Source organism: Rubrivivax gelatinosus (assembly GCF_016583785.1).
Classification (GTDB): domain Bacteria; phylum Pseudomonadota; class Gammaproteobacteria; order Burkholderiales; family Burkholderiaceae_C; genus Rubrivivax; species Rubrivivax gelatinosus_B.
Map to the genome: position 1 here is coordinate 1 of NZ_NRRU01000079.1, position 26,120 is coordinate 26,120.

A 26,120-nucleotide genomic window follows, 5' to 3' on the forward strand; every position below is an offset into this window, starting at 1 on the left:
GGGGGCAGTTAGCGGTCCTTGCGCAGGGTGCCGGTCGGGGCGGTATCGCCGCCGAGCACGAACATCGTGTAGACGCCGTAGGCCTGGAGGTTGACCTCGTCCTTCGTGTACAGGTAGGCGCCGCCCGAGGTGGTGGTCACGTCCACGCGCGCATCGTCGTTGACCGTCGCGTTGACGAAGGCAGACGAGGTGCCGACGGCGACGTCGTTGACCAGCGCGGCGTAGTCCACCGACAGCGACAGCGTGTCCGTGGTCGCGGCGGCGTTGACCAGGCGGATGCGGTAGCGCGTCGACGCGGTCGGCAGGCGGTTGTCGTCGCTCAGCAGCTTGACGCTCGTGCTGTCGGCGGTGCCGTAGGTGATCAGCGTGTAGTCGGCACCGGGCTTGAGCGTCTGCGTCGCCGAGCTGACGGTGTTGCCGTTGACCTTGACCGCGAGCGTGCCGCTGCCGGCCGTCACGGCCGTGTAGGTGCCGACCGAGGGCGACACCAGCGTGCTGATGGTCGAGCCGTTCAGCGTCGCGTTGACGCTGCCGCGCGATTCGACGCCGGCGACGACCCGGATGCGCGCCTGGGTGTTCTTGGTCAGCGTCAGGTCGCCCTGCTGAACCAGCACGGCACCGTTGACGAGCACGCCGCCGGTGCCGGCGGTGATGATCAGCGTCGAGTACTCGTACTGGTTGATCGTGATGCCGCTGACGTCCAGGCGCACGTCGTCGGGGTCGCCGGCGCTGGTCACGCGCAGGCGGTAGGTGCCGACGCCGACATCCTTGTAGCTGCCCAGCGACGAGGCGCTGACGCTGCTGGCGGTGGCGGTGGAATCGGCGAGGTCGGTGTCGTCCTGGGTCAGGTAGACGTCGAGCGACCCGGCGTCGGTGGTCGCGTTGTAGACGCGCAGCTTGCCGTAACCGTCGTCGATGTCGTCGGTGTCGGAGTCTTCCGGCAGCGTGACGAACTTCAGCGCGCCGCTGCGGCCCCAGACGACGCCGGTGTAGTGCTTGCTCTTGGACAGCGAGTAGGTGCCGGTGGCCAGCGTCGCGGTGCTGCCGGTGGCGCGAACCTTGATCGTGTAGCTGTCGGCGTCGATCTTGGTGTAGGCGCCGCTCAGCGTGTCGGATGCGACGGCCGAGAACGTCGTCGTGTCGTCGATGTCGACGTCTATCGATTCGACATCGGAGGCGGCATTGAGCACGCGCAGTTGGGCGGAGCCACCGCCACCGCCACCGCCGCAGGCGGTCAGGGTCAGCGCGGAAGCCGCGAACAGCAGGGCAAGGCCCCGCTTCGCGATCGTGGAGAGCATCATCGTCGTTCCTTCGAAGGTCTGGCGCCGCGAAGGCACCGTCTCGCGATTGCACCGTCTACGCACGTAGCGCACGTTGCCTGCAGGTTGCTGTCGGCGACCGTCGATGACGTGGCGTGTCCGGCGACGAGCGCAGCCGCGATACTCTAACTCAACGCTGCGCTACAAATAGAAACACGACGCGACTACGCTGACGGCCATGGAAACGACCCCGCACCACCTCTACGTCGTCGAAGACGACCCTGCGATGCGCGACATGCTGTCGGCCTACCTGGAACGCCAGGGCCTGTCGGTGACGGCCATGTCCAGCGCCGAGGAGATGATGCGGCGCATCCACCGCCGCCGCCCCGACCTGATCGTGCTCGACGTGATGCTGCCGGGCGAGTCGGGCGTCGACGCCTGTCGCCGCCTGCGCGCCGACGGCGACCGCGTGCCGGTGATCCTGCTGACCGCGCGCACCGAGGAGGTCGACCGTGTGCTGGGCCTGGAGATGGGCGCCGACGACTACCTCGGCAAGCCGTTCTCGGCGCGCGAGCTGCTGGCGCGCATCCGCGCCGTGCTGCGCCGCACCAGCACGCTGCCGGGCATGCCTGCGCCCAGCGACCGCGAGGTGCGCATCGGCGCCCACACCTTCGTGCCGGCCACGCGCAGCCTGCACGCCGCCAACGGCGAGCTGCGCGTGCTGTCCACCGTCGAATACGCGATCCTGGCCGAGCTCGTCGGCAACCCGCACGTGCCGATCTCGCGCGAGCGCCTGCTGTCGGTGTCGCACACACGCGGCGAGGAACTGCTGGCGCGCACCGCCGACGTCGCCGTGATGCGGCTGCGCAAGATCGTCGAGCCCGACTCGGCGATGCCGCGCTACATCCAGACCGTGCGCGGTCACGGCTACATGTTCGTGCCGCACCTGCCGCGCCAGGCCGCCGCCTGATGACCCGGCTCCGCAGCGCCCGCGCCCGCGGCCCGGCGAGCCCGGTCCGCTGCGGTTGGGTGCGCGCCGCGCATGCGTGGGCCGCCGCCAGGGGCCGGCACTAAGGTGGCCGGCGCCGCTGCAGGTACGCTGGTCGGCCGCCTGACGGCCGGCGTCGCGCTGGTCGCGGCGCTCGCGTTCCTGTCGCAGGCGCTGGTGCTGCGGTTCTGGCTCGTGCCGGTGCTCGACGAACTCGCCGCCGAGACCGCGGCGCACGCGGCCACGATCCAGGCTGCACTCGCCGCGGCGAACCCGGCCGACCGGCCGGCGCTCGCGCGCCGTCTGTCCGACGCTCGCGTGCAGGTCGGCGTCTCGCCGCCGTGGCCGGGCGACGGCGGCTTCGGCGAACGCGCGCCGGAAGGCCCGGATGCGCCGCAGCGGCTGCGCGAGCCGGGCCTGCTCGACGGCCCGGGCAACGCCGCCGCCGGCCCGCTGGGGCACCAACTGGAGCAGCGCCTGGGTCCGGGCGCGGTGGTGCGCCGCGGCCCGGGGCCGGCGGGCCCGAACGGGCTGGTGATCGGCGTGCCGGTCGACCAGCAGCGCTGGTGGATCGCGTTCGGCGGCGCAATGCCGCGGCCGGCGCTGTTCGAGACCCTGCTGTTCTGGCTCGGCGTGCTGATGGTGCTGGTCTCGGGCGCGCTGCTGCTGTCGGCGCGTTATGTCGCGCGGCCGATCCAGCGCCTGGCCGACGAGATCGCGCGCCAGCGCGCGCCGCTGCAGCCGATCGACGAGAACGGCCGCGGCAGCGACGAGCTGCGTTCGCTGGCGGCTTCGTTCAACTCTCTGGTGCGCGCCGTCGAGGCGGGCCGCGCGACGCGCCAGAACCTGCTCGCCGGCCTGTCGCACGACCTGCGCACGCCGCTGGCGCGGCTGCGCCTGCGCGCCGAGACGCAGTGCGAGCCCGCCGTCGGCGACGCGCTGGCCGCCGACCTGGGCTCGCTCGAACGCATCATCGACCAGTTCCTGGCCTACGTTCAGCTCGAACGCGCCGACGCCATCGGCCGCGACGCGCCGCTGGCGCGCACCGTCGAAGGTGTGGTGCAACGCCATGTGGCGCACGGTGACGCGGTCGAGGCCGTCATCGAGCCTCTGGACTGGCCCATGCCGGACCTGCCGGTGCAGCGCCTGCTGGGCAACCTGATCGACAACGCCTTCGCCTACGGCAGGCCACCGGTGCGCGTCGAGCTCGTGGCGGCCGATGGCGGCGCGGTGCTGCGCGTGCTGGACCAGGGCCACGGCATGAGCGAGACCGAGTTCGAACTCGCGCAGCAGCCCTTCGTGCGGCTGTCGCCGGCGCGCGGCGGCGAGGGCCACTGCGGCCTGGGCCTGGCGATCGTCGCCCAGATCGTGCAGCAGTGGGGCGGCGAGCTGCGGCTGGCGCGTGCCAACGGCAGCACCGGCATCGAGCTGACGATCCCGCGGCGCTAAAGCCGCTTCACGCCGCTGCAACGCGGCGTCATCTTGGTGGCGCTTGCCGGTGCTGTTCGCCGCATCGCCGCCGGCACGATGGCATGACCATGCGTTTCGCGCGGCGGCACATCGGCCCCGTGAGAAAGCAGACGATGAAACGACAGCACCTCCCAGCCGGCAGCGCGCCGGCCCGCGAACCGTCAGCCGACGGCGTCGCTCTCGACGACGAAGCCCAGCTCGCCGCGCTGCTCGACGCCTTCAGCAGCGGCCGCAGCGCCGCGGCCCAGATCGCGAGCCGGCTGCGCCGTGTATTGGCCGAAAGCGGCGATGCCGGCAAGGCCCCGCGCCCGGACAGCGCGCGTCCGTCCTAGACTTGCGGCCCCCGGCCCACGAGGCCGAGCTGGAGTCTTGATGGGCGCCCCCGAATCCCTTGAAACCCCCGACACCGACCCGCAGGAGACGCGGGAATGGCTGGAAGCGCTGCAGGCCGTGGTCGCCGACGCCGGGCCCGAACGCGGCCTCTACCTGCTCGAGCAGCTCGAGCGTCAGGCGCAGCAGCTTGGCGTCGTGTCGCACGTGCCGCCGTATTCGGCCTACCGCAACACGATCCCGCTGGAGCGCCAGGGCGCCTACCCGGGCGACCTGCGCATCGAAGAGCGGTTGACCGCGGTGCTGCGCTGGAACGCGCTGGCGATGGTGGTGCGCGCCAACGAGGCCTACGGCGAACTCGGCGGCCACATCGCCAGCTACGCGTCGGCGGCCGAGATCTTCGAAGTCGGCTTCAACCACTTCTTCCGTGGCAGCGCCGACGGCCAGTCGGGTGACCTCGTCTTCTTCCAGCCGCATTCGGCGCCCGGCATCTACGCCCGCGCCTTCCTCGAAGGGCGGCTCGGCGACGAGCAGCTCGCCAACTACCGCCAGGAGATCGCCGGGCCCGGGCTGTGTTCGTACCCGCACCCCTGGCTGATGCCCGAGTTCTGGCAGTTCCCCACCGGCTCGATGGGCCTGGGGCCGCTGAATGCCGTCTGGCAGGCGCGTTTCATGCGCTACCTGCAGGCGCGCGGGCTGCTGCAGACCGAGGGCCGGCGCGTCTGGGGTGTCTTCGGCGACGGCGAGATGGACGAGCCCGAGTCGATCGCCGGCCTGACGCTGGCCGCGCGCGAGCAGCTCGACAACCTGTGTTTCGTCGTCAACTGCAACCTGCAGCGCCTGGACGGCCCGGTGCGCGGCAACGGCCAGATCATCCAGGAGCTGGAGTCGCTGTTCAAAGGCGCCGGCTGGAACGTCATCAAGGTGCTCTGGGGCAGCGACTGGGACGCGCTGTTCGCGCGCGACACCCAGCACGTGCTGCTGAAGGCGCTCGCCGGCACCGTCGACGGCCAGTACCAGACGCTGGGTGCCAACGACGGCGCCTACAACATCGAGCACTTCTTCCGCGTGAACCCCGAGGTGCAGCGGCTGGTGGCGCACATGAGCCCGGCCGAGATCGACGCCCTGAAACGTGGCGGCCACGACTTCCGCAAGCTCTACGCCGCCTTCGCCGAAGCACGCGCGCACCGCGGCCGGCCGACGGTCATCCTGGCCAAGACCAAGAAGGGCTACGGCATGGGCGGCGTCGGCGAGAGCCGCATGACCGCGCACCAGGCCAAGAAGCTCGACGTCGAGGCGCTGAAGGCCTTCCGCGACCGCTTTGCGCTGCCGCTGGACGACGCCGACCTGGCGGCGCTGAAGTTCTTCAAGCCCGCGGCCGACAGCCCCGAGATGCGCTACCTGCGCCAGCAGCGCGAGGCACTGGGCGGGCCGCTGCCGCGGCGCAATGCGGCCGCGCCGGTGCTGCCGGTGCCGCCGCTGGCGGCCTGGGGCAGCTTCGCGCTCGACGCCGCCGGCAAGGAGATGAGCACGACGATGGCCGCGGTGCGCCTGCTCGGCGGCCTGCTGAAGGACCCGGTGCTGGGCCCGCGCATCGTGCCCATCGTCGCCGACGAGGCGCGCACCTTCGGCATGGCCAGCCTGTTCCGCCAGATCGGCATCTACGCGCCCGGCGGCCAGCGCTACGAGCCCGAGGACGCGTCCTCGATGCTGTACTACCGCGAGTCGGCCGACGGCCAGCTGCTCGAGGAGGGCATCAACGAAGCCGGCGCGATGAGCTCGTGGATCGCCGCGGCGACGAGCTACGCGGTGCACGGCCTGCCGATGCTGCCGGTCTACATCTACTACTCGATGTTCGGCTTCCAGCGTGTCGGCGACCTGATCTGGGCCGCGGCCGACCAGCGCGCGCGCGGCTTCCTGTTCGGCGCCACCGCCGGGCGCACGACGCTGGGCGGCGAGGGCCTGCAGCACCAGGACGGCTCCAGTCTCGTCGTCGCCGCGACGGTGCCGACCTGCCGCGCCTGGGACCCGGCGCACGCCGGCGAACTCGCGGTCATCGTCGAACACGGGCTGCAGCGCATGCTGGTCGAGCAGCGCGACGAGTTCCACTACGTCACGCTGACCAACGAGAACGTCGAGATGCCCAGCCTGCCCGCGGGCGTGCACGCGGACCTGCTGCGCGGCCTGTACCGGCTGGAGCAGGTGGGCGACGGGCCGGTGCAGATCCGGCTGCTGGGCTCGGGCGCGATCCTGCGCGAGGTGCAGGCGGCGGCGCGCGTGCTGGCCACCGAACATGGCATCGCCTGCGAGGTGTTCAGCGCGACCAGCTTCTCCGAGCTGGCGCGCGACGCGGCCGCGTGCCGGCGGCTGGACCGCGTCGAGCCCCAGGCCGAACCGCGTGTGTCGCAGGTCGAGCGGCTGCTGGCCGGCGACGCGCCGGTGGTCGCGGCCACCGACTACGTGCGCGCCTGGCCGCAGCTGATCGCCGAGTACGTCGACGCGCGCTACCTCACGCTGGGCACCGACGGTTTCGGCCGCAGCGACACGCGCCGGCGCCTGCGCGCCTACTTCGAGGTCGACGCCGCCAGCATCGTGCAGGCGGCGCTGCAGGCCTTGCGCCTGCCACGGCGCGGCCAGACGTGACATCGCCCGGGCCGAGGCCCGGGCGATGCGAAACGGCAGCCGGCCGTCACGGGCGAATGCCGGGCCTGGCGGCCCGGCCGCGAACGTTCAGCTGGCGGCCCCGGTCAGGGCATAGGGCACGAGCGGGACGAGGGTGATGGCGAGGATGGCCAGCACAACCCAGCGGTCCAGGAAGCGGAGCCGGGATTCGTTCGCGATGGCGGTTTCGTGACGCATGGCAGTGGTCTCCGACGGTTGGGGTGGAACAGGACGAGGTTGCGACCAGCGAAGTCATTTGGTGACTGCGCGGTATAGAAATATACCGATGGGTCTCGTCAGGTTCGGCCGCACCGGTTTTGTCCTCAGCGGAGCAACGGTTTTGCGGCGGCCCAGCGCGTTCGGGCTGGACCAGCCGCAACGCGGGGCGCGGGCGGCACCTGAAAGGATTCGTTCGGGCCGGACTTGCGGGAGACCGACTGATCCATGCTATAGTCGCGGGCTTACGTCGCCGGTGTAGCTCAGTTGGTAGAGCAGCGCATTCGTAATGCGAAGGTCGAGGGTTCGACTCCTTTCACCGGCACCAGATAAAACAAGAAGGGCCTGGCTCACCGCCAGGCCCTTCTTGTTTTTCGCGAGCCGGATGTTGCCGCTGCCTCCCCGCCCTCAAGCGCGCAGTCGTGTCCGGGCGTGAAGGCGCGTCCGGGCCTGCGCCTCAGACCGCGTCCAGCGGGATCTTCAGATAACGCACGCCGTTGTCCTCGGCCGGCGGCAGGTGGCCGGCGCGCATGTTGACCTGCACCGCCGGCAGCAGCAGCGCCGGCATTCCGAGCGTCGCGTCGCGCGCCGTCCTCATCGCGACGAACTGCTGTTCGCCGACGCCGTCGTGCACGTGCACGTTGCCGGCACGCTGCTCGGCGACGCTGCTCAGGGCGCAGGGTTCGCGCCCGCCCGGCGGGTAGTCGTGGCACAGGTACAGCCGGGTGGCCGGCGGCAGCGACAGCACGCGGCGGATCGAGCGGTACAGCGTTGCCGCGTCGCCGCCGGGGAAGTCGCAGCGCGCCGAGCCGTAGTCGGGTGCGAACAGCGTGTCGCCGACGAAGGCGGCGCGTTCCTCCTGGTGCTCGACGACATAGGTCATGCACGCCGGCGTATGGCCCGGCGTGTGCAGCGCGACGGCGCTCAGCTCGCCGATCGTGAAGCGTTCGCCGTCGTCGAACAGATGGTCGAACTGGCTGCCGTCGCGTGCGAAGCCGGGCCCGGCGTTGAACAGCTGGCCGAAGGTCTGCTGCACCGTCGTGATGTGGCGGCCGATCGCGAGCCGTCCGCCGAGCCGTTGCTGCAGATAGGGCGCGGCCGACAGGTGGTCGGCGTGCACATGGGTCTCCAGCAGCCATTGCACCTGGGCGCCGAGGGCGTGCACGCGCGCGATCAAGCGGTCTGCGCCCTGGGTGCCGGTGCGGCCGGCCGCGGCGTCGTAGTCGAGCACGCTGTCGACGATCGCGCAGCGGCCGCTGCCGCGGTCGAGCACGATGTGGCTGAAGGTCGAGGTCGCGGCGTCGTGGAACGATTCGACGTGGAGGGCGCTGGCGGTGTTCATCGCGGGCTTCGGCGGGCAGGGCGTCGGCCCTGTTGTACCCGGCGCCGGCCGCCCGGACGGGCGCTCAAGCCGGGGGGCAGGCACGCGCCCCGGCGGCGACTTCGATGATGCCGGAGGATCCCGCGGCGGCTCAGCGGACCGTCGTGCGCCCGGCGTCCGACGGCAGCCTGAGGTCGTCGGGGCAGCAGGCCGCCGTCAGCAGCACGTCGGTCGACGAGTTCAGCGCGGTCTCGAACGAGTCCTGGACCACGCTGATGACGAAGCCGATCGCGACCACCTGCATCGCGACGTCGGCCGAGATGCCGAACAGGCTGGTCGCCATCGGGATCAGCAGCAGCGAGCCGCCGGCCACGCCCGAGACGCCGGCCGCCGCCAGCGACGCGACCACGCACAGCAGCAGCGAGGTCGCCAGGTCGACCTGTATGCCCAGCGTGTGCGCCGCGGCCAGCGCCATCACGCTGATCGTGATCGCGGCGCCGGCCATGTTGATCGTCGCGCCCAGCGGGATCGAGATCGAGTAGGTGTCCTCGTGCAGGTTCAGCTTGCGGCACAGCGCCAGGTTCACCGGGATGTTGGCCGCCGAGCTGCGCGTGAAGAAGGCGGTGATGCCGCTCTCGCGCAGGCAGGTGAAGACCAGCGGATAGGGGTTGCGGCGCAGCTTCCACCAGACCAGCAGCGGGTTCACGACCAGCGCGACGAAGACCATGCAGCCGACCAGCACCAGCAGCAGCCGGCCGTAGCCCAGCAGCGCGCCCAGGCCCGATTCGGCCAGCGTCGCCGCGACCAGGCCGAAGATGCCCAGCGGGGCGAAGCGGATCACGGTCTGCACGATGCGCGAGACGGCGTCGGCCAGGTCGGACAGCATCATGCGCGTGCCCTCGCCGGCATGGCGCAGCGCGATGCCCAGCCCGATCGCCCAGGTCAGGATGCCGATGAAGTTGGCCTCGATCAGCGCCTTCACCGGGTTCTGCACCGCCGACAGCAGCAGGTTGCGCAGCACGCCGATGATGCCGGCAGGCGCCTGCCCGCCGGCCGGCGGCGCGCTCAGCAGCAGCGTCGTCGGAAACAGGTTGCTGGCGACGACCGCGACCAGCGCCGCGCAGGCGGTGCTGACCAGGTACAGCAGCAGGATGGGCCGGATGTGTGTCGGCTGCCCCTGCTCGTGCGAGGCGATCGCGGCGGCGACGAGCACCAGCACCAGCACCGGCGCCACCGCCTTCAGCGCGGCGACGAAGACGTCGCCGAGAACGGCCACCGAGCGTGCGGCGTCGGGCGCGAGCATCGCGAGCAGGATGCCCAGCACCAGGCCGACGAAGATCTGGGTCACGATGGGGGTACGGACTAGCAGTCGCGAGATCACCTGGGTGGCCGAGGCCATGCTTGTTTCCAGTGTCGAGAGGAAGGGGAAAAGGTCAGCACCGCGGCCGTCCCGATGACGGCACGCAGATGCCGGCGGCGTGCGCAGGCCGGCGGGCAAGAGGAGGTATCAGCGCTTCCTGACGACGACGCTGCCGATCGAATAACCGGCGCCGAAGGAGCAGATCACGCCCAGGTCGCCGCTGGCCAGGTCGGCGCTGTGCTCGTGGAAGGCGATGATCGAGCCGGCCGACGCGGTGTTGGCGTACTCGTCGAGGATCAGCGGCGCGATGTCGGCGCCGACCTCGCGGTTCACCAGCTTCTTCAGCACCAGCTGGTTCATGCCCAGGTTGGCCTGGTGCAGCCAGTAGCGGCGCACGTCGGTGCTCTCGTGGCCGAGTGCCGTCAGGTGGGCCTCGATGTGGGCGGCGGCCATCGGCACCACTTCCTTGAAGACGCGCCGGCCTTCCTGGCGGAACTTCTTGTCGCGTGCGTCCGGGTCGCCGTCCTCGCACGAGTTCATGAAGCCGAAATTGTTGCGGATCGCGTTCGAGAACTTCGTCGCCAGCCGCGTGCCCAGCACGTCCCACTGCTGGGCGGCGGTCGCGGTGTCGGCGGCCTCGACGACGACGGCGGTGCAGACGTCGCCGAAGATGAAGTGGCAGTCGCGGTCGCGCCACTCGATGTGGGCCGAGGTGATCTCGGGGTTGACCATCAGCACGCACTTGGCGCTGCCCGACTTGACGGCATTGACCGCCTGCTCCAGCCCGAAGGTGGCCGACGAGCAGGCGACGTTCATGTCGAAGCCGAAGCCGCCGGCGCCGATCGCCTGCTGGATCTCGATGGCCATCGCCGGGTAGGCGCGCTGCATGTTGGACGCCGCGCAGATCACCATGTCGACGTCGGCGCCGGTCTTGCCGGCGGCGGCCAGCGCCTGCTGGGCGGCGTCGACCGCGATCTCGGCCATCAGCGAGAGCTCGTCGTCGGCGCGCGGCGCGAAACGCGGATACATGCGCGTCGGGTCCAGCGGGCCGTCCTTCTCGAGCACGTAGCGCTGCTTGATGCCCGAGGCCTTCTCGATGAACTCGACGCTGGACGGCACCATCGCCTGGCGCTCGCCGGCGGCGATGGCGGCGGCGTGCTGCTCGTTCTGCAGTTCGGCGTAGCGGTTGTAGGCGGCGACGAGTTCGGCGTTGCTGATGACGTGCGGCGGGCGGAACAGGCCGGTGCCGCTGATGACGACTCGGGTCATGGCTTGGGGCGGGGTCTCGTGGTGGTGCCAGCCCGCCAGTGTAGGCGCCGGGGCACCGTCGCGGTGCCCTGGCGAACACCGGGCTCGCCGAAGCGGTGCATCGCCGGCCGGCGCGTCGGCCCGGCGCGACGCGTTCAGCGCTCCAGGTCGACGTACTTCCAGAAGTTGGGCACGAAAGGGTTGCGGCGGTAGCCCTGCAGCGCCGGCTGCGCCAGGTCGGTCGCGAGCTGGTGCACATGCACCTTCATCGGCATGTAGGCCAGCAGCAGGCGTTGTGCGGCCTGCATCGCCGCCAGCCGCTGCGGCCCGTCGGGCAGGCTGCGCTGGTGTTCGTAGAGCCTGTCGAAGGCCGGCAGCGCAAAACCCGAAGGGTTGCCCTGGCCGGCGTTCGGGCCGTAACCGAGCGCGAGAAAGGTGTCGCCGTCGGGCTCCGAGGCCATCCAGCCGACGCCCCACATCATCAGCCGGCCGGCGCGCGAGCGTTTCAGGTTCTCGGCCCAGGTCGCGATCTCGAACTCGATGCGCAGCCCCAGCGCCGCCATGTTGCGCTGCCACTGCTCGGCCAGCGCGCGGCTGGTGGCGTCGCTCTGCATGGCGTAGCGCAGCCTGAGCGGCCGGCCGTCCGGGGCTTCGCGCCAGCCGTCGCCGTCGTGGTCGACGTAGCCGTACAGGTCCAGCAGCGCGCGCGCCCGCGCCAGGTCGTGCGTGCCCATCTCGCTGCGCAGCGCGGCGTCGTGGCCGTAGGTCAGCGGTGCGATCAGCCCGTTGGCCGGCAGCGCCTGGCCGCCGCGCACCAGCAGGCGTTCGCGCTCGACGTCGACCGCCAGCGCGATCGCACGCCGCAGCGCGACGCGGGACGCGCCGTAACCGCCGACCACGGGGTCGGCCATCGCGAAATAGGTCATCGCGATGCTGGGCAGCGGCGACCGCCAGGCCTGCAGCCCACGTGCCGCCAGGTGCGGCGCGAGCCGGCCGCCGGGCAGGGCCTGGGCGGCGAAGTCGCCCGGCAGGTTCTCGATCAGATCGTGTTCGCCGTTGAGGAAGGCCAGCCAGCGCGGCTGCGGCTGCTCGATGACGGCGATCTCGACGCGGTCGAGCATCGGCAGGCTGCGTCCGCGCCAGCGGTTGGCCTGGGCACGCAGCGCCGCCGGGGCGTCGGCCGGCGCTGTCTCGGCGTAGTGCTGGCCGTGCCAGTCGGGGCGGTGTTCGAGCACGATGCGCAGGCCGCGGCGCCATTCGACCAGGCGCCAGGGGCCGGTGCCGACCGGGTGCGCGCCGATGTCGCGGCCCTCGGCCTCGACGACCTCGCGCGCCACCGCGCCGGCGAAGGAGGGGTCGGCGAACAGGTGCACGAAACGTGGGTCGGGCCGCGCCAGCCTGAGCTCGAAGCGGTAGCGGTCCAGGCTGCGCAGCCCTTGGACCGGCGTGTCGTAGTCGAAGGGCCGGCGTTCGGCCAGCGCGCGCTGGCGCAGCTCGGACAGGCCGAGCACGCCGGCACTTTCCAGCTGCTGCAGGTTGCCGCTCTTCCAGCGCGGGTCGTAGTGGCGCTTCAGGGCATAGACATAGTCCTCGGCCACCAGCTCGCGCCGGCGGCCGCCGAAGGCGGGGTGCTCGGCGAAGAAGATGCCCGGGCGCAGCCGGAAGACGAAACGCCGGTGGTCGGCCGAGACCTCGGGCAGCGCCGCGGCGGTGGCCGGCCGCAGCCGCGCCGGCTGCGCCAGGTACTCGTACTCCAGCGGCGCTTCGAAGATGCCGGCGGCGACGGTGCGCGAATACAGGTCGGTGATCTGCGCCGGGTCGAAGCCGCTTTCGGGCAGCGGGAAGGCGTAGCGCAGCACCTTCTGCCCGGCCGCCGCCGAGGCCAGCGCCAGAGCCAGACCGAGCGCGACGGCGGCGCGGCGCAGGCGTCTGGCCCTCATCGGGCCGGGTCCAGCCCCAGCGTCTGCAGCAGGAACACCGTCTGCAGCGCGCGCAATGCCGCCACCGCCTCGCGCGACGCGGCGCCGCCGTGGCCGCTGTCGCTGCTTTCGTGGAACAGCACCGGGCTGCCGCGCTGGCGCAGCGCCTCGGCGAAGCGGCGTGCGTGGCCGGGGTGCACGCGGTCGTCGGAGCTGGATGTCGTCACCAGCATCGCCGGGTAGAGCACGCCGTCGCGCACGGTGTGCAGCGGCGACAGCGCCGCCAGCGCGGCGCGGTCGCCGGGCTCGCGCGGATCGCCGTATTCGTCTATCCAGACCGAGCCGGTCAGCAGCTCGTGGAAACGCAGCATGTCGGTCAGCGGCACGTCGGCCAGCACCGCGCGCCACAGGTCGGGGCGCTGCACCGCCGCGGCCGCCGCCAGCAGCCCGCCGTTGGACGCACCGACGAAAGCCAGCCGGCGCCGGTCGGCCCAGCCGCGGCGCGCCAGGTCCTCGGCGACGGCGATCAGGTCCTCGACACCGCGCTGGCGTTCGCGCCGCTGCGCCGCCCGGTGCCAGCCGGGGCCGTATTCGCCGCCACCGCGGATGTTGGCGTGCACCTGCAGCGCGCCGGCTTCGAGCATCGGGCGCACGAAGTCGGTGTGGAACTCGGTGTTCAGGAAGGTCGGCAGCATCGACACGCCGAAGCCGCCGTAGGCGCTGATCAGCGCCGCTCCGCGGCCGTCGGCACGCGCCGCGCGCGGCCGCACCAGGTAATACGGCACCCGCGTGCCGTCGCGGCTGGTGGCGAAGTACTGCTCGCTGACATAGGGCCGGGTGTCGAAGCCGCTGTGGTCGCTGCCCAGCGTCTCGCTGCCGGCCGGGCCGCGCAGCGTGGTTTCGGGCGGACGCAGCAGCGACTCGGTCTTCACCAGCGCCGCCGACGGCGCGGCTTCGCCGGTCAGCAGCCGCACGGCGGCGTGTTCGGGCAGCGGCTGGCGCTGCAGCGTCCAGCCGCCGGCACCGCGCACGGCACGGTAGAGCCGGCCGCTGACGTCGTGCATCACGCCCAGCCAGAGCGCGTCTTCGGCCACCGCAAGGTGGAACACCGGGTCGACGGCGTCGTGGTCGCCGGGGATGAAGACCGGCTCGATCGTGCCGCTGCGCCCGGGCAGCGGCAGCGCCAGCAGGCTGCCGGCGGGCCAGGTCTTGTCGCCGTGGCGCAGCGGCTTTGCCGTCATCACGATCAGGCGCTCGCCGACGATGCCGGCCAGGCCGCGGTAGCGCACCAGGTCCACCGGCGGCTGCCAGCGTGTCGCGCCGCGCTGCGGGTCCAGCAGCCACCACGACGGCGCGCCGGCGGCGCGGTGCCAGACCTCGGCGACGAACAGCGTGCCACCCGCGTGGCGGAAGTTGTGCGGGATGTAGAGCACCGCGTCTTCGGGCGCGTCGAACACCAGCCGGGCTTCGGTGCTCGGTGTGCCGCGGGTCCAGACCCGGGCCTGGCGCGCGTAGCCGGCATTGCTCAGCGTGCCGGGGCCGAAGTCGCTGGCGAGCAGCAGGTGGTCGGCGTCTATCCAGTGCGCGTAGTGCCGCGCCGGCGTGTCGATGCGAAAACCGCCGTCGACGAAAGCGCCGCTGCGCAGGTCGATCTCGCGCAGCACGGTGCGGTCGCCGCCGTCGGCCGAGAGCTGGACGATGCAGCGTGCGCCTATCGTCGTGTCGCACATCGGGTTCATCCACCACAGCGGGAACTTCCAGCGCACGCCCTCGCGCCGCGCCAGTTCGTCCAGGTCGAGCACGCTGCGCCAGCCGGCGCCGACGATGGCGCGTGCCGCGCCACTGGCGGCCCGCACCTGCCAGCTTCCCAGCGGGTGCGCGGCGTCGGAGACGAGCCGGTGCACCAGGCCGCCGTTCAGGTATTCGTCGTGCTGCGAGGCCGCGCCCTGGGCCAGGAAACCCTGGCGCTGGGCCTCGTGGCGCGGGTCCTGCACCAGGCGGCGCTCGGTTTCGGCGTTGCGCGCGGCGATCCAGTCGCGGGCCGCGGCGCTGGTGCCGTCTTCCAGCCAGAGATCGGGGTCGGCCGCGGCGTGCACGGGCAGCAGCACGGCTGCGGCGAGCAGCGCGAGCAGCAGGCGCAGCCGGGTCTTCATGCGGGTGCTCCTGCGCGCAGCCAGGCGCCGGCCTGGGCGAGTGCGTTCGCCGCCGTCGGCGACCACGACACAGCCTCCAGGAAGCTGTGCGTCGCGCCCGGGTGGCGCTGCAGCGTCACGTCGACGCCGGCGGCGCCCAGGCGTTCGGCCAGCGCCAGGCTGCCGTCGCGCAGCACGTCGCATTCGGCGACCACCAGGCAGGCACGCGGCAGGCCCTGCAGCGCGGCGTGCAGCGGCATCGCCAGCGGCTCGTGGCGCCCGGCGGCTTCGCCCAGGTACTGGCGCCAGAAGAAGCGCATCTCGTCGCGCCCCAGCGTGTAGCCGGGGCCGTCGAAGCGGCTGAAGGACTCGCTGTCGTCGTCGTCGCTGTAGACACCGTAGTTCAGCAGCATCGCGTCGGGTGCGGCGCCGTGCCGGTCGCGCAGCAGCAGCGCCGCGGCCAGCGCCAGGTTGGCGCCGGCCGAGTCGCCGCCGAGCGCGATGCGGCCGGCGTCCAGCCCCAGCACCGCGGCCTGGGCCTGCGCCCAGCGCCAGGCGGCCACCGTCTGCTCCAGCGCGACCGGGAACCGCGCCTCGGGAGAGAGCGCGTAGTCGATGCCGATGACGACGCGCCCGGCGCGCTGCGCCAGCTCGCGCATCAGCCGGTCGTGCGTGTCCAGGCTGAAGAAGACCCAGCCGCCGCCGTGCAGGTACAGCAGCGCCGGCAGCGGCGTGTTGTTGTCCGGTCGATACAGGCGCAGGCGCAGGCTGCCGTGGCCGGCCAGACCGGTGTCGATGCGGTGTTCTTCCGTCTGCACCATCGCGGGGCCACCCTCGGTCAGCGGCGCCCGCACCGCCTCGGCGATGCGCCGGGCCTCGGTGAGGCCGACGCTGTCCAACGGCGGGTAAGCGGCATAACGTTCGGCGAGCGTGGTCTGGAAGCGGCGGATGTCGGGCAGGAGGTCGTCGGCCATCGTCTGAGGCGGAGCTTGCGTCGGTCAAGGCTAGGGCCGGCGCCCCCGGGCCGCTGTCGGCACCGGGTCAGCGACTGTCGCGATCAGGCCGGCCCGGATGGACGGTCGCGCCCGGATCTTGCAGAGTCTCGTCCATGTTGAGCAGCCGTGACCTGGATTGGGTGCCGCGTCCGGTGGTGGCGCTGGCCGACGAGTATCCGGCCCGTTTCGTCGACCCGCGCCACAGCCATGCGCGCGCGCAGCTGCTGTACGCCGCTGCCGGCGTGATGTCGGTCGTGACCGACGACGCCAGCTTCGTGATCCCGCCGCAGCGCGCGATCTGGATGCCCGCCGGCGTGTTCCACGAAGTCACCTGCCGCAGCGCCGTTTCGGTGCGCACGCTCTATGTCGAGGCGGACGACCGTCTGCCGGGCGAGTGCCGCGTGCTCGAGGTCTCGGAGCTGCTGCGTGCGCTGATCCTCGAAGCGATGACGCTGCCGCGTGAGTACGACCACGCCGGGCGCGATGGCCGCATCGTGCAGCTGATCCTCGACAGCATCGCCGTGCCCGCCGGCGCCCGCCTGAGCGCACCGATGCCGCGCGATGCACGCCTGCTCAAGGTCTGCCGGGCGCTGATCGAGGACCCGACACGCAACGACTCGCTCGACGACTGGGCCGAACGCGCCTGCATGAGCCGGCGCACCTTCACACGCTGCTTCCGCGACGAGACCGGCATGAGCCTGGCCGAGTGGCGCCAGCACGTGCGCCTGCTCGAGGCGCTGGCGCGCCTGGCCTGCGGCCAGCCGGTGACGACCATCGCCTACGACGTCGGCTACGAAAGTCCCAGCGCCTTCACCGCCGCCTTCCAGCGCGCCTTTGGCGTGGCGCCCAGCCGCTACACACGCTGACAGCCCCGGCTGGCCCGGCCGCGCGCCTGAGCGGCCCGCGCGCGCCAGCACGCGGCCGCGGCGCTGCGTAGCCTGCAGCGCATGAGTTCCCACCGTTTCGATGCGCGCGACGCGCAGGACTTCGCCGACCTCGTGCAGGCCCATCCGCTGGCCTGGATCAGCAGCCGCGGCCCCGACGGCCCGCACGCGACGCCGCTGCCGCTGCTGGTCGAATACGGCGCCGACGGCCGCCCGGTCGCGATCGAAGGCCATTTCGCCCGCGCCAACCCGCAGGTCGCGGCGCTGCGCCAGGACCCCGAGGCGCTGGTGCTGTGGCTGGGCGCGCAGGGCTACGTCTCGCCGTCGTGGATGCAGGACCGCACGCAGGCGCCGAGCTGGAACTACGCCAGCGCGCAGTGCCGGGTGCGTGTGGCCTTCGTCGACGACGAGGCGCTGCACCAGCATCTGGACCTGCTGTCGCGGCAGCACGAAGGCGCGCGCCCTTGCGCCTGGGCCAGCGCCGAGATGGGGCCGCGGCTGCATGAACTGGCGCGCCGCGTCGTCGGTTTCCGCGCCGAGGTGCTGGAGCTGCGCCAGCGCTACAAACTTGGCCAGGACGAACGCGACGACGTCTACGCCGACATCTTGACGGGGCTGCGCACCGGCGGCGCCGGCGAGCTGCAGGACTGGATGTGCCGCTTCAACCCCGGCCGCGGCCCGGCCGCGACAACCATTGACCCGCACGCCGCGGCCGATCCGGGCGACGCGCCCTAATGTCGTGGTGCCCATCACCCACTGCGCACCGCCATGTCCAAGAAGAGTATTCGCACCTTCCGCCGTCGTGCCCTGCGGCGCGGCCTCGGCCTGTCCTCGCTGCTCGCGATGCAGATCGCCGCGGCGCAGAGCACCGGCGCCCCGACGCCGCCCGCCGCCGACTCCGAGGCCGCCGCCGGAGCCGGCCAGGAACGCATCCAGATCATCGGCAAACGTGCCAGCCAGGCGCGCGACATCGCCGGCGCGGTTTCGGCCGTCAGCGGCGAGCAGCTCGAAGCCACCGGTGCGCAGAGCCTGGCCGACTACATCCAGCGTGAACCCGGCGTCGTCTTCAACAACTACCAGCCGGGGGTCTCGCAGGTCGTGATCCGCGGCATCGCCACCAGCTCGGGCAACGTGCAGGGCCAGGCGACGACCGGCTACTTCCTGAACGAGGTGCCGCTGACCGAGCCCGGCTGGACCATCGCCGTGCCCGACATCGACACCTTCGACCTCGCGCGCGTCGAGGTGCTGCGCGGCCCGCAGGGCACGCTGTTCGGCTCGGCCTCGATGGGCGGCGCGATCCAGTACGTCGCCAACACCGCCGACTCGCGTGCCTTCGACGCCGCGCTGCAGGGCACCGTCAGCCGCACGCGCAACGCCGACACCGCCTGGAGCGGCAAGGCGATGCTGAACCTGCCGATCAAGGAAGACGTGCTCGCGGTGCGCGGCGTCGTCCAGTACCGCAAAGATCCGGGCTGGCTGGACAACGTCGGCACCGGCAAGGACGGCGCGAACACGACGACGCTGTCCGGCGGCCGCTTCTCGGCGGTGCTGACGCCGTCGCGCGACACCACGATCAGCTGGCTGAGCCTGATCCAGGACACCGACTCCGACGACAACGCCTACCGCATCCAGGGCCTGGGCGAGTTCGAGCGCAATACCGCGATCTCTGAGTACACCGACACGCGTGTGGCGGTGCACAGCCTGCGGCTGGAGCAGAACCTGGGCGGGGCACGCCTCAGCGCGATCTACGCCCACCAGGACAAGCAGCAGGACTGGCGCTTCGACTACACGCCGGTGCGTGGCGCCTACAACGCCGACCTGGACCTGAATCTGACGTCGCCGCTCTACATCAAGTCCGGCGGCGAAAGCCGCAGCGACAGCCTTGAGGTCCGCCTGGCGTCCCAACCCGGCGGCACGCTGGACTGGGTCGTCGGCGCGATGTATTTCGACACCGACAAGAAGCTCTACGAGCAGATCGGCGCGCAGGGCGCGGCGGCGGCCTTCGACAACTCGTCGCTGTACGGCCCGGGCAGCGGCGCCGTCATCGCCCCCGACGGCGAGATCTTCAACGCCTACTACACCAAGGTGAAGGGGCGCGAGGCGGCGCTGTTCGGCGAAGCCACCTGGAGCTTCGCGCCGCAGTGGAAGCTGACCGGCGGCGGGCGGCTGTTCCGCACCGAGGCCGACTATGACCAGACCAGCGTCGGTTTCTCGACCTACCCGGGCGACCCGGCACGCAGCAGCTCCGACGTCTCGGAGAGCGGCTTCAACCCGAAGCTGTCGCTGGCGTACGAAGCCAGCCGCGACCTGATGGTCTACGCGCTGGCGTCCGAAGGTTTCCGCTTCGGCACGCCCAACGTGCAGGGGCTGAGCGCCTACCCGGTGCCCAGCGGCTCGAAGAGCGACTCGCTGCGCAACTACGAACTCGGCCTGCGTTCGCGCTGGGCCGACGGCAGGCTGCTCGTCGACGCGACCGTGTTCCACCTCGACTGGAGCGACATCCAGCTGCGGCTGCAGACGCCGGACTTCATCAACTACGCCGCCAACGGCGGCAAGGCCAGCAGCGACGGCATCGAGCTGTCCACGCGCTGGCGGCCGAACGAGCGTTTCGACTGGCAGGCCACGGTGACCTGGCAGAAGGCGCGGCTGGAGGACGATCTGTTCATCCTGTGGTCGGGCACGGCGCCGTCGGGCTCGCGCCTGCCGGGTTCGTCGGACTGGACCGTCAGCAACCTGCTGAACGTTCATTTCGGCGGCGACTACGCGCCGATGCTGAGCCTGTCGCACCAGTTCGTCTCGGGCGGCTACAGCGACCTGGAGTCCTCGGTGCCCGGCGCGACGAAACACCGCCAGGGCAACTACAACCAGTTCGACGCCCGGCTGCGCGTCAGCCTGGGCCACACCGACCTGACGCTGTTCGGCACCAACCTGACCGACAAACGCGGCGTCACGCGCACGGTGGCCGAAGCCAACGGCGTCGGCGAGGCGCTGCTGCGGCCGCGCACCTTCGGGTTGACCGCGAATTGGCATTACTGACGCGCGACGGCTGAGCCCCGGGTATTGCGGGCCCGGCGGCCGCACGCGACGATGCGCCATGCCGCCGGAAACCAGCCCCGATTCGGCCGCAGGGCGCTTCGGCGCCCTCGGCGAGGCCGAACTGCAGACACTCGACCGCCTGCTGGACAGCGCCGAGCACACACGCTGGCAGGGCTTCTATGCCGACCGCGAGCGCGCCTGCCCCTTCTTCGTCGACGCGCCCGACGAGAACCTCGTCGAGTGGCTGGACCGCGGCCTGATCGCGCCGGGCGCGGCGCTGGATCTGGGCTGCGGCAATGGCCGCAACGCGGTCCACCTGGCGGAGCGCGGCTTCACGGTGCAGGGCGTGGACCTGTCGGCGCAGGCGCTGCAATGGGCCGGCGAACGCGCGCAGCGGCAGGGTGTCGTGATCGAACTGCTGCAAGCCTCGGTCTTCGACCGCCCACCGGCCGTGGCCAGCCTCGACCTGGTCTACGACTCGGGCTGTTTCCACCACATCGCACCGCACCGCCGCCAGGGCTACATCCGCCTGCTGGCGCACGCGCTGCGCGCCGGCGGCCTGGTCGGGCTGGTGTGCTTCCGGCCGGAAGGCGGCAGCGGTTGGACCGACGACGAGGTCTACCGCCGCGGCTCGCTCGGTGGCGGTCTGGGTTACACCGAGGCCGATCTGCGTGCGCTCTGGGGCGAGTGTTTCGAGATCGTCGAGCTGCGCTGTATGCACATGCAGCCCGCCGGCTCGGCACGTTTCGGTTTGCCCAGCCTGTGGGTGATGCTGGCGCGGCTCAGGCAAGCCCCGTGATCGACTCCCGAAAGCGCTTGAGCGAGATGCCGAACAACACCGCCCCGATCACCGCGATCGCCAGCAGCTGCGGCCAGATCACCTCGATGCCGGCGCCGCGGTAGAGCACCGCCTGCGCCGCCGAGACGAAGTGCGTCGTCGGCGCGACCAGCATCACGTCCTGCACCAGCGCCGGCATGCTCTCGCGCGGCGTCACGCCGCCCGAGAGCAGCTGCAGCGGCAGCAGCACCAGCACCAGCAGCATGCCGAAACGCGGCATCGTGCGCGCCATCGTCGCCAGGAAGATGCCGAGCGAGGTGGTGGCGAACAGATGCAGCGCCGCAGCCAGCAGGAAGAGCGCGATCGAGCCCTCGACCGGCACCTGCAGCACACGCTGGACGACGAAGACGAGCGCGAACCAGGCCGCCGCCAGCACCACCAGCCCCATCGACCAGACCTTGGCGACCATGATCTGCGCCGGCGTCACCGGCATCACCAGCAGGTGCTCCAGCGTGCCGTGTTCACGCTCGCGCAGCAGCGCCGCGCCGGTGAGGATGATCGACAGCATCGTGACGTTGTTGATCAGCTCCATCAGCGAACCGAACCACATCGATTCGAGGTTCGGGTTGAAGCGCATGCGCAGCGCCAGGTCGACGCCGGCCGGCGTGCTGCCGCGGTAGTGCGCGACGAACTCGCCGACTTCGGCGGCGACGATCTGCTGCACGTGGCCGCCGCCGGTGAAGGCCTGGCTGATGCGCGTGGCGTCGACGTTGAGCTGCACCGCCGGCCGGCGCCCGGCGAGCACGTCGCGCTGGAAGTTCGGCGGGATGTCGAGCACGAAGGTGTAGTCGCCGCGGTCCAGCGCCGGGTCGACCTCGGCGATCGTGATGCGCTCCGGCGCCCGGAACTGCGGCGCGTAGAAGGCGTCGGCGATGCGCTGCGACAGCGGCGAGTCGTCCTCGTCGACGATGGCGATGGTGGCGTGGTGCAGCGGCTCGGGCATCGCCGTCGCCGCCGCATAGATCGACAGCGTGAAGGTGTAGGCGATCAGCACCAGCATCATCGGGTCGCGCAGCAGGCTCCAGAACTCCTTGACGCCCAGGCGGTAGACGGTGGCGAACCAGGCGCGGTTCATCTCAGCTTTCCTGCTTTTTCAACAGCACCAGTGCCAGCCCCAGCACCACCGGCACCGTGATCGCCAGCGCCCAGTACGACGAGGCCAGGTCGGCCACGTCCAGGCCCTTGGCGAAGATGCCGCGGCTGATGGTCAGGAAGTGCGTCGCCGGGTAGACCGCGCCGATCGCGCGGCCCATGCCTTCGAGCGAACTCGTCGGGTGGATCAGCCCCGAGAACTGCACCGCCGGCAGCACGGTGCCGATGATGGTGATGAACATCGCCGCGATCTGGGTGTTGGTGAAGGTCGAGGCGAGCAGGCCGAAGCCGGTGGCGATGACGACGAACAGCAGCGCCGCCAGCGCCAGCGACAGGAAGCTGCCGCTGATCGGCACGCCGAAGACCGTGACCGCCAGCGCGCACATCAGCACGAAGTTCAGCATCGCCAGCAGCACGTAGGGCAGTTGCTTGCCGAGCAGGAACTCGGCGCGTGTGACCGGGGTGACGTAGAGGTTGACGATGGAGCCCAGCTCCTTCTCGCGCACCACCGACAGCGCCGCCAGCATCGCCGGGATCATCAGCAGCAGCAGCGGGATCACCGCCGGCACCATCGCCGGCAGGCTGCGCACGTCGGGGTTGTAGCGGTAGCGCAGCTCGATCGAACTCGCCGCCGCCAGCGTCGCCCCCAGGCGCTCGCGCGCCTGCGTCGCCAGCCACTGCTGGTGCATCGCCTGCACGTAGCCGCGCACGGTCTCGGCTCGCGTGGGCATCGCGCCGTCGACCCAGACGCCCAGCGTCGGCACCTTGCCGCGCAGCAGGTCGCGCTCGAACCCGGGCGGGATCTCCACCGCCATCGCGATCTCGCCGGCGCGCAGGCGCCGGTCCAGGTCGGCGTGGCTGGTCAGCGGCGGCTTCTCGATGAAGTAGCGGCTGCCGGCGATCTGCAGCGCGTAGTCGTGGCTGAGCACGCTGTCGTCGCCGTCGAGCACGGCGAACGGCAGGTCCTCGACGTCCATGCTGATGCCGTAGCCGACGATGAACATCAGGAACACCGTGCCCAGCAGCGCCAGCGTCGCGCGCACCGGGTCGCGGCGCAGCTCCAGCGCCTCGCGCGAGCTGTAGCTGAGCAGCCGGCGCAGGCTGAACCACGAGCGCCGGCTCGCGGCCGCGTGCGCCGGGGCGGCGGGTTCTGGCGCCGCCGCCTCGGCAGCCGGCGCGGCGTCGCCGCCGCCGGCTTCGCGCAGCCAGGCGATGAAGGCCTGCTCCAGCGTCGCCGCGCCGCGCGCCTCGCGCAGCGCCTGCGGCCGGTCGCTGACGAGCACGCGCCCGGCGTGCATCAGCGAGATGCGGTCGCAGCGCTCGGCTTCGTTCATGAAGTGGGTGGAGATGAAGATCGTCACCCGGTCGCGGCGCGCAAGCTCGATCAGCAGCTCCCAGAACTGGTCGCGTGCGATCGGGTCGACGCCCGAGGTCGGCTCGTCGAGGATCAGCAGCTCGGGCCGGTGCACCATCGCCACCGCCAGCGACAGGCGCTGGCGCATGCCCAGCGGCAGCTTCTCGGGCAGCGAGGCGCGTTCGGCCTGCAGCTCGAAACGCGTCAGCATCTCGTCCACGCGCGCCGCGATGCCGTCCTCGGGCATCTGGAACAGGCGCGCGTGCAGCACCAGGTTCTGCTCGACCGTCAGCTCGCCGTAGAGCGAGAAGGCCTGCGACATGTAGCCCACGCGCCGGCGCGTGCCGATGTCGGCGGCGTCGACCTCGTGGCCGAAGAGCCAGGCGCGGCCCTCGCTCGCCGGCAGCAGGCCGGTGAGGATCTTCATCGTCGTCGACTTGCCGCAGCCGTTGGAGCCGAGGAAGCCGAAGATCTCGCCGCGGCGGATGCGGAAGTCGACGTGGTCGACCGCGGTGAAGTCGCCGAAACGCATCGTCAGGCCCTGGGCCTCGATCGCGATCTCGTCGTCGGCGCCGGCCGCGGCCAGCGGCGGCACGACGACCTCGTGGTGGCCCTGGCGCCGGGCCTCGGGCAGCAGCGCGATGAAGGCCTGCTCCAGCGCCGCGCAGCCGGTGCGCGTGCGCAGCTCGGCCGGCGTGCCGGTGGCGAGCACGCGGCCGGCGTCCATCGCCACCAGCCAGTCGAAACGTTCGGCCTCCTCCATGTAGGCGGTGGCGACGACGACGCTCATCTGCGGCCGGCCGGCACGCAGCGAGTCGATCAGGTCCCAGAACTGGGCGCGCGACAGCGGGTCGACGCCGGTGGTCGGCTCGTCCAGGATGAGCAGGTCGGGGTCGTGGATCAGCGCGCAGCACAAGGCCAGCTTCTGCTTCATGCCGCCCGAGAGCTTGCCGGCCGGGCGCTCGAGGAAAGGCGCCAGGCCGGTGGCCGCGGTCAGCGAAGCGATGCGGCGCCGGCGCTCGTCCGGGCCGTGGCCGAAGAGGCGGCCGAAGAACTGCAGGTTCTCCTCGACCGACAGCGTCGGATACAGGTTGCGCCCCAGCCCCTGCGGCATGTAGGCGATGCGCGGGCAGGCTTCGCGGCGGTGGCGGGCGTCGGCCATGTCGCCGCCCAGCACCTCCAGCCGCCCCTGCTGCAGCGCGCGCGCGCCGGCCACCAGCGACAGCAGGCTGGACTTGCCGACGCCGTCGGGGCCGATGAGACCGACCATGCAGCCGGCCGGCAGCTCGACCGAAACCTTGTCGAGCGCGAGCACCGCGCCATAGGCCAGCGACAGCGCTTCGGCGCGGACGACGGCTGCGGTCACGGGAGCTTGCGCAGCGCGAGCCGTTCGGGCCAGGCGGCGGCCGGGTCGGTGCGCACCCAGGCGACGCCGGGCAGGCCGGTCTTGACCTGGTCGCGGTACTGGCGCAGCAGCTCGGGCGCGATGCGCGCCTTCACGCGGAACATCATCTTCTGGCGCTCGCTCGCCGTCTCCACCGTCTTCGGCGTGAACTGCGCGGTGCTGGCGACGAAACTCACCGTCGCCGGGATCACGACGCCGGGCGCGGCGTCGAGCACGATGCGCACTTCCGAGCCCAGCCCCAGCCGGCCGGCGGCGGCTTCGGGCACGAAGAAGGTCATGTAGACGTCGGCCAGGTCGACGAGGTTGAGCACCTTGCCGCCGGCGCCGACCACCTCGCCGGTCTGGGCGACGAGGAACTGCACGCGCCCGGCGCGCGGCGCCACCAGCACCGCGTCGTCGAGGTCGGCCTGGATGCGCGCCACGGTCGCGCGCGCCGCCGCCACGGTGGCGAGTGCGCCGTCGACTTGGGTGCGCGCGGCCGCAGCGCCGGCTTCGGCCGCGGCGACCTGGGCCTGCGCCGCCACCAGCGCGGCACGCACGCCGCGCACGCGGGCGTTGTCGTCGTCGACTTCCTGCGCCGACGACGCGCCTTCGTGCTCGAGCGAGGCCGAGCGGCCGAGCCGGCGCTGGGCGGCGTCGAGTTCGCTTTCGCGCTGCGCCACCAGGGCCTCGGCGGCGCGGCGGTCGCTGTCGCGCACCGTGACCTGGGCGCGCGCGCTGGCGACCGTGCTTTCGGCCTGCGCCAGCCGCGCCCTGGCTTCGTCGTGCTGGGCCTGCAGCGAGCTGACCTGCATCGTCGCCAGCGGCTGGCCGGCTTCGACGAAGTCGCCTTCGGCGACGTTGATCTTGTCGATGCGGCCGGCGAACTTGGCGGCGACGTCGATCTCGGTGGCTTCGAGCCGGCCGTTGCCGGAGACGATGCCCTCGTCGCTGCCGCCGCTGCGGGCCTTGACGATGGCGAAGGCGGCGGCGGCCACGACGGCGGCCGCCACGATCCAGATCGAATACTTGCGCAGGGCTGCGTTCATGGCGACTCGGAAGCGGAAACGGATGAGGAGATGGGCTCGGTGCCGCCGCCGAGCGCGGCGAACAGCGCCACGCGTGCGGCGAGTGCGGCGCGGCGCGCCTGCACCTGCGCCTGCTGCGCGCTGAGCAGGTCGCGTTCGGCGTCGAGCACGTCGAGGAAACTCGACGAGCCGGTGTCGTAGCGCAGCCGTGACAGGCGCGCACGTTCGGTCTGCGCAGCGCGCGCCTCGGCGGCGATGCGCGCCTGCTCGTCCAGCCAGCGCCGCGCCGACAAGGCGTCGGCGACGTCGCGGAAAGCCTGCTGCACGCTCTTCTCGTACTGCGCGACGGCGATGTCGCGGCGCGCCTCGGCCAGGTCGAGGTTGCGTGCGCGCAGGCCCCAGTCCCACAGCGGCAGCGAGATCGACGGTGTCAGCAGCCACTGCCGGCTGCCGGCTTCGAACAGGCCGTCGAGTTCGGCACTGGCGCTGCCGTAGGAGCCGGTCAGCGTGATCTGCGGGAAGAAGGCCGCGCGCGCCGCGCCGACGCTGGCGCGCGTGGCGCGCAGCTGGTGTTCGGCGGCCAGCAGGTCGGGCCGGCGTTCGAG

The 26,120-nt window shown here is 71.8% G+C and carries 20 protein-coding genes and 1 tRNA gene; 9 read left to right on the top strand and 12 right to left on the bottom strand.

Features of this window, described 5'->3' with window-relative positions; all coding sequences use genetic code 11:
• Positions 1–8 precede the first annotated feature (8 nt).
• Positions 9–1,301 carry a DUF4397 domain-containing protein gene (locus CKO43_RS18520; RefSeq protein ID WP_200231518.1) on the bottom strand — a complete coding sequence of 431 codons (1,293 nt, stop codon included), beginning with the start codon at positions 1,299–1,301 and terminating at the stop codon, positions 9–11.
• A gap of 196 nt (positions 1,302–1,497) precedes the next feature.
• On the opposite strand from CKO43_RS18520, the gene CKO43_RS18525 reads away from it, so the two are divergent.
• The 4 genes from CKO43_RS18525 to mdeB all read left to right on the top strand — a co-directional run bounded on the left by CKO43_RS18525 (position 1,498) and on the right by mdeB (position 6,690).
• A complete protein-coding gene (locus CKO43_RS18525; RefSeq protein WP_200231517.1) occupies positions 1,498–2,229 on the top strand; it encodes a response regulator in 732 nt (243 codons plus the stop codon).
• 105 nt (positions 2,230–2,334) lie between these two features.
• Complete coding sequence (locus CKO43_RS26345) at positions 2,335–3,696, top strand: ATP-binding protein (protein ID WP_200231516.1); 1,362 nt, start codon at positions 2,335–2,337, stop codon at positions 3,694–3,696.
• A 134-nt stretch (positions 3,697–3,830) separates the two neighbouring features.
• Positions 3,831–4,049, top strand: coding sequence for a hypothetical protein (locus CKO43_RS18535; RefSeq protein WP_200231515.1), 219 nt, complete (start codon positions 3,831–3,833; stop codon positions 4,047–4,049).
• 40 nt (positions 4,050–4,089) lie between these two features.
• Entirely contained in the window at positions 4,090–6,690 is a 2,601-nt protein-coding gene (gene mdeB, locus CKO43_RS18540; RefSeq protein ID WP_200379525.1) for an alpha-ketoglutarate dehydrogenase, read from the top strand.
• An 87-nt stretch (positions 6,691–6,777) separates the two neighbouring features.
• Here mdeB and CKO43_RS26145 read toward each other — a convergent pair whose 3' ends face one another.
• Complete coding sequence (locus CKO43_RS26145; RefSeq protein WP_259373757.1) at positions 6,778–6,906, bottom strand: hypothetical protein; 129 nt, start codon at positions 6,904–6,906, stop codon at positions 6,778–6,780.
• Between the two features lie 270 nt (positions 6,907–7,176).
• On the opposite strand from CKO43_RS26145, the gene CKO43_RS18545 reads away from it, so the two are divergent.
• Positions 7,177–7,252, top strand: a tRNA-Thr gene (locus tag CKO43_RS18545).
• A 129-nt stretch (positions 7,253–7,381) separates the two neighbouring features.
• Here CKO43_RS18545 and CKO43_RS18550 read toward each other — a convergent pair.
• The 6 genes from CKO43_RS18550 to CKO43_RS18575 form a co-directional block, all read right to left on the bottom strand.
• Positions 7,382–8,266: an MBL fold metallo-hydrolase gene (locus CKO43_RS18550; RefSeq protein WP_200231513.1), complete on the bottom strand. Its 885-nt coding sequence runs from the start codon at positions 8,264–8,266 to the stop codon at positions 7,382–7,384.
• Between the two features lie 130 nt (positions 8,267–8,396).
• Positions 8,397–9,644: a serine/threonine transporter SstT gene (gene sstT / locus CKO43_RS18555; RefSeq protein WP_200231512.1), complete on the bottom strand. Its 1,248-nt coding sequence runs from the start codon at positions 9,642–9,644 to the stop codon at positions 8,397–8,399.
• Positions 9,645–9,752: 108 nt separating this feature from the next.
• Positions 9,753–10,874 carry a beta-ketoacyl-ACP synthase III gene (locus tag CKO43_RS18560; RefSeq protein ID WP_200379526.1) on the bottom strand — a complete coding sequence of 374 codons (1,122 nt, stop codon included), beginning with the start codon at positions 10,872–10,874 and terminating at the stop codon, positions 9,753–9,755.
• 134 nt (positions 10,875–11,008) lie between these two features.
• The gene (locus CKO43_RS18565) at positions 11,009–12,793 is read right to left on the bottom strand and encodes an ABC transporter substrate-binding protein (RefSeq protein ID WP_200379527.1); all 1,785 of its coding nucleotides are present in this window, start codon (positions 12,791–12,793) and stop codon (positions 11,009–11,011) included.
• Positions 12,790–14,925, bottom strand: coding sequence for a prolyl oligopeptidase family serine peptidase (locus CKO43_RS18570; RefSeq protein ID WP_200379528.1), 2,136 nt, complete (start codon positions 14,923–14,925; stop codon positions 12,790–12,792). The genes CKO43_RS18565 and CKO43_RS18570 overlap by 4 nt, the downstream gene beginning before the upstream one ends.
• Positions 14,922–15,878: an alpha/beta hydrolase gene (locus CKO43_RS18575; RefSeq protein ID WP_200379529.1), complete on the bottom strand. Its 957-nt coding sequence runs from the start codon at positions 15,876–15,878 to the stop codon at positions 14,922–14,924. Before CKO43_RS18575 ends, CKO43_RS18570 begins: the two co-directional genes overlap by 4 nt.
• A 134-nt stretch (positions 15,879–16,012) precedes the next feature.
• Here CKO43_RS18575 and CKO43_RS18580 point away from each other — a divergent pair, with 134 nt between their 5' ends.
• The 4 genes from CKO43_RS18580 (at position 16,013) to CKO43_RS18595 (ending at position 20,618) form a co-directional block, all read left to right on the top strand.
• Positions 16,013–16,765 carry an AraC family transcriptional regulator gene (locus tag CKO43_RS18580; protein WP_200231507.1) on the top strand — a complete coding sequence of 251 codons (753 nt, stop codon included), beginning with the start codon at positions 16,013–16,015 and terminating at the stop codon, positions 16,763–16,765.
• An 81-nt stretch (positions 16,766–16,846) separates the two neighbouring features.
• Positions 16,847–17,518, top strand: a complete 672-nt coding sequence (locus tag CKO43_RS18585; RefSeq protein ID WP_200379530.1) for an FMN-binding negative transcriptional regulator — start codon at positions 16,847–16,849, stop codon at positions 17,516–17,518.
• A 33-nt stretch (positions 17,519–17,551) separates the two neighbouring features.
• On the top strand, positions 17,552–19,819 hold the full coding sequence (locus CKO43_RS18590; protein WP_200379531.1) for a TonB-dependent receptor: 2,268 nt from the start codon (positions 17,552–17,554) through the stop codon (positions 19,817–19,819).
• Positions 19,820–19,877: 58 nt separating this feature from the next.
• Entirely contained in the window at positions 19,878–20,618 is a 741-nt protein-coding gene (locus CKO43_RS18595; protein WP_200379532.1) for a class I SAM-dependent methyltransferase, read from the top strand.
• Here CKO43_RS18595 and CKO43_RS18600 read toward each other — a convergent pair.
• The 4 genes from CKO43_RS18600 to CKO43_RS18615 form a co-directional block, all read right to left on the bottom strand.
• The gene (locus tag CKO43_RS18600; protein WP_200231503.1) at positions 20,602–21,732 is read right to left on the bottom strand and encodes an ABC transporter permease; all 1,131 of its coding nucleotides are present in this window, start codon (positions 21,730–21,732) and stop codon (positions 20,602–20,604) included. The genes CKO43_RS18595 and CKO43_RS18600 overlap by 17 nt on opposite strands.
• Before the next feature lies 1 nt (position 21,733).
• Positions 21,734–24,469, bottom strand: a complete 2,736-nt coding sequence (gene rbbA, locus CKO43_RS18605; RefSeq protein ID WP_200379533.1) for a ribosome-associated ATPase/putative transporter RbbA — start codon at positions 24,467–24,469, stop codon at positions 21,734–21,736.
• Positions 24,466–25,536 carry an HlyD family secretion protein gene (locus CKO43_RS18610; RefSeq protein ID WP_200231501.1) on the bottom strand — a complete coding sequence of 357 codons (1,071 nt, stop codon included), beginning with the start codon at positions 25,534–25,536 and terminating at the stop codon, positions 24,466–24,468. The genes rbbA and CKO43_RS18610 overlap by 4 nt, the downstream gene beginning before the upstream one ends.
• Positions 25,533–26,120, bottom strand: a 588-nt coding sequence (locus CKO43_RS18615) for a TolC family protein (RefSeq protein ID WP_200379534.1), incomplete at its 5' end; no start/stop codon positions are given. The genes CKO43_RS18610 and CKO43_RS18615, both read right to left, overlap by 4 nt.

Coding starts and splice junctions, on each gene's coding strand:
- CKO43_RS18520 (WP_200231518.1), bottom strand. CDS start 1,301: ATGATGCTCTCCACGATCGCGAAGCGGGGCCTTGCCCTGCTGTTCGCG.
- CKO43_RS18525 (WP_200231517.1), top strand. CDS start 1,498: ATGGAAACGACCCCGCACCACCTCTACGTCGTCGAAGACGACCCTGCG.
- CKO43_RS18535 (WP_200231515.1), top strand. CDS start 3,831: ATGAAACGACAGCACCTCCCAGCCGGCAGCGCGCCGGCCCGCGAACCG.
- mdeB (WP_200379525.1), top strand. CDS start 4,090: ATGGGCGCCCCCGAATCCCTTGAAACCCCCGACACCGACCCGCAGGAG.
- CKO43_RS26145 (WP_259373757.1), bottom strand. CDS start 6,906: ATGCGTCACGAAACCGCCATCGCGAACGAATCCCGGCTCCGCTTCCTG.
- CKO43_RS18550 (WP_200231513.1), bottom strand. CDS start 8,266: ATGAACACCGCCAGCGCCCTCCACGTCGAATCGTTCCACGACGCCGCG.
- sstT (WP_200231512.1), bottom strand. CDS start 9,644: ATGGCCTCGGCCACCCAGGTGATCTCGCGACTGCTAGTCCGTACCCCC.
- CKO43_RS18560 (WP_200379526.1), bottom strand. CDS start 10,874: ATGACCCGAGTCGTCATCAGCGGCACCGGCCTGTTCCGCCCGCCGCAC.
- CKO43_RS18565 (WP_200379527.1), bottom strand. CDS start 12,793: ATGAGGGCCAGACGCCTGCGCCGCGCCGCCGTCGCGCTCGGTCTGGCT.
- CKO43_RS18570 (WP_200379528.1), bottom strand. CDS start 14,925: ATGAAGACCCGGCTGCGCCTGCTGCTCGCGCTGCTCGCCGCAGCCGTG.
- CKO43_RS18575 (WP_200379529.1), bottom strand. CDS start 15,878: ATGGCCGACGACCTCCTGCCCGACATCCGCCGCTTCCAGACCACGCTC.
- CKO43_RS18580 (WP_200231507.1), top strand. CDS start 16,013: ATGTTGAGCAGCCGTGACCTGGATTGGGTGCCGCGTCCGGTGGTGGCG.
- CKO43_RS18585 (WP_200379530.1), top strand. CDS start 16,847: ATGAGTTCCCACCGTTTCGATGCGCGCGACGCGCAGGACTTCGCCGAC.
- CKO43_RS18590 (WP_200379531.1), top strand. CDS start 17,552: ATGTCCAAGAAGAGTATTCGCACCTTCCGCCGTCGTGCCCTGCGGCGC.
- CKO43_RS18595 (WP_200379532.1), top strand. CDS start 19,878: ATGCCGCCGGAAACCAGCCCCGATTCGGCCGCAGGGCGCTTCGGCGCC.
- CKO43_RS18600 (WP_200231503.1), bottom strand. CDS start 21,732: ATGAACCGCGCCTGGTTCGCCACCGTCTACCGCCTGGGCGTCAAGGAG.
- CKO43_RS18610 (WP_200231501.1), bottom strand. CDS start 25,536: ATGAACGCAGCCCTGCGCAAGTATTCGATCTGGATCGTGGCGGCCGCC.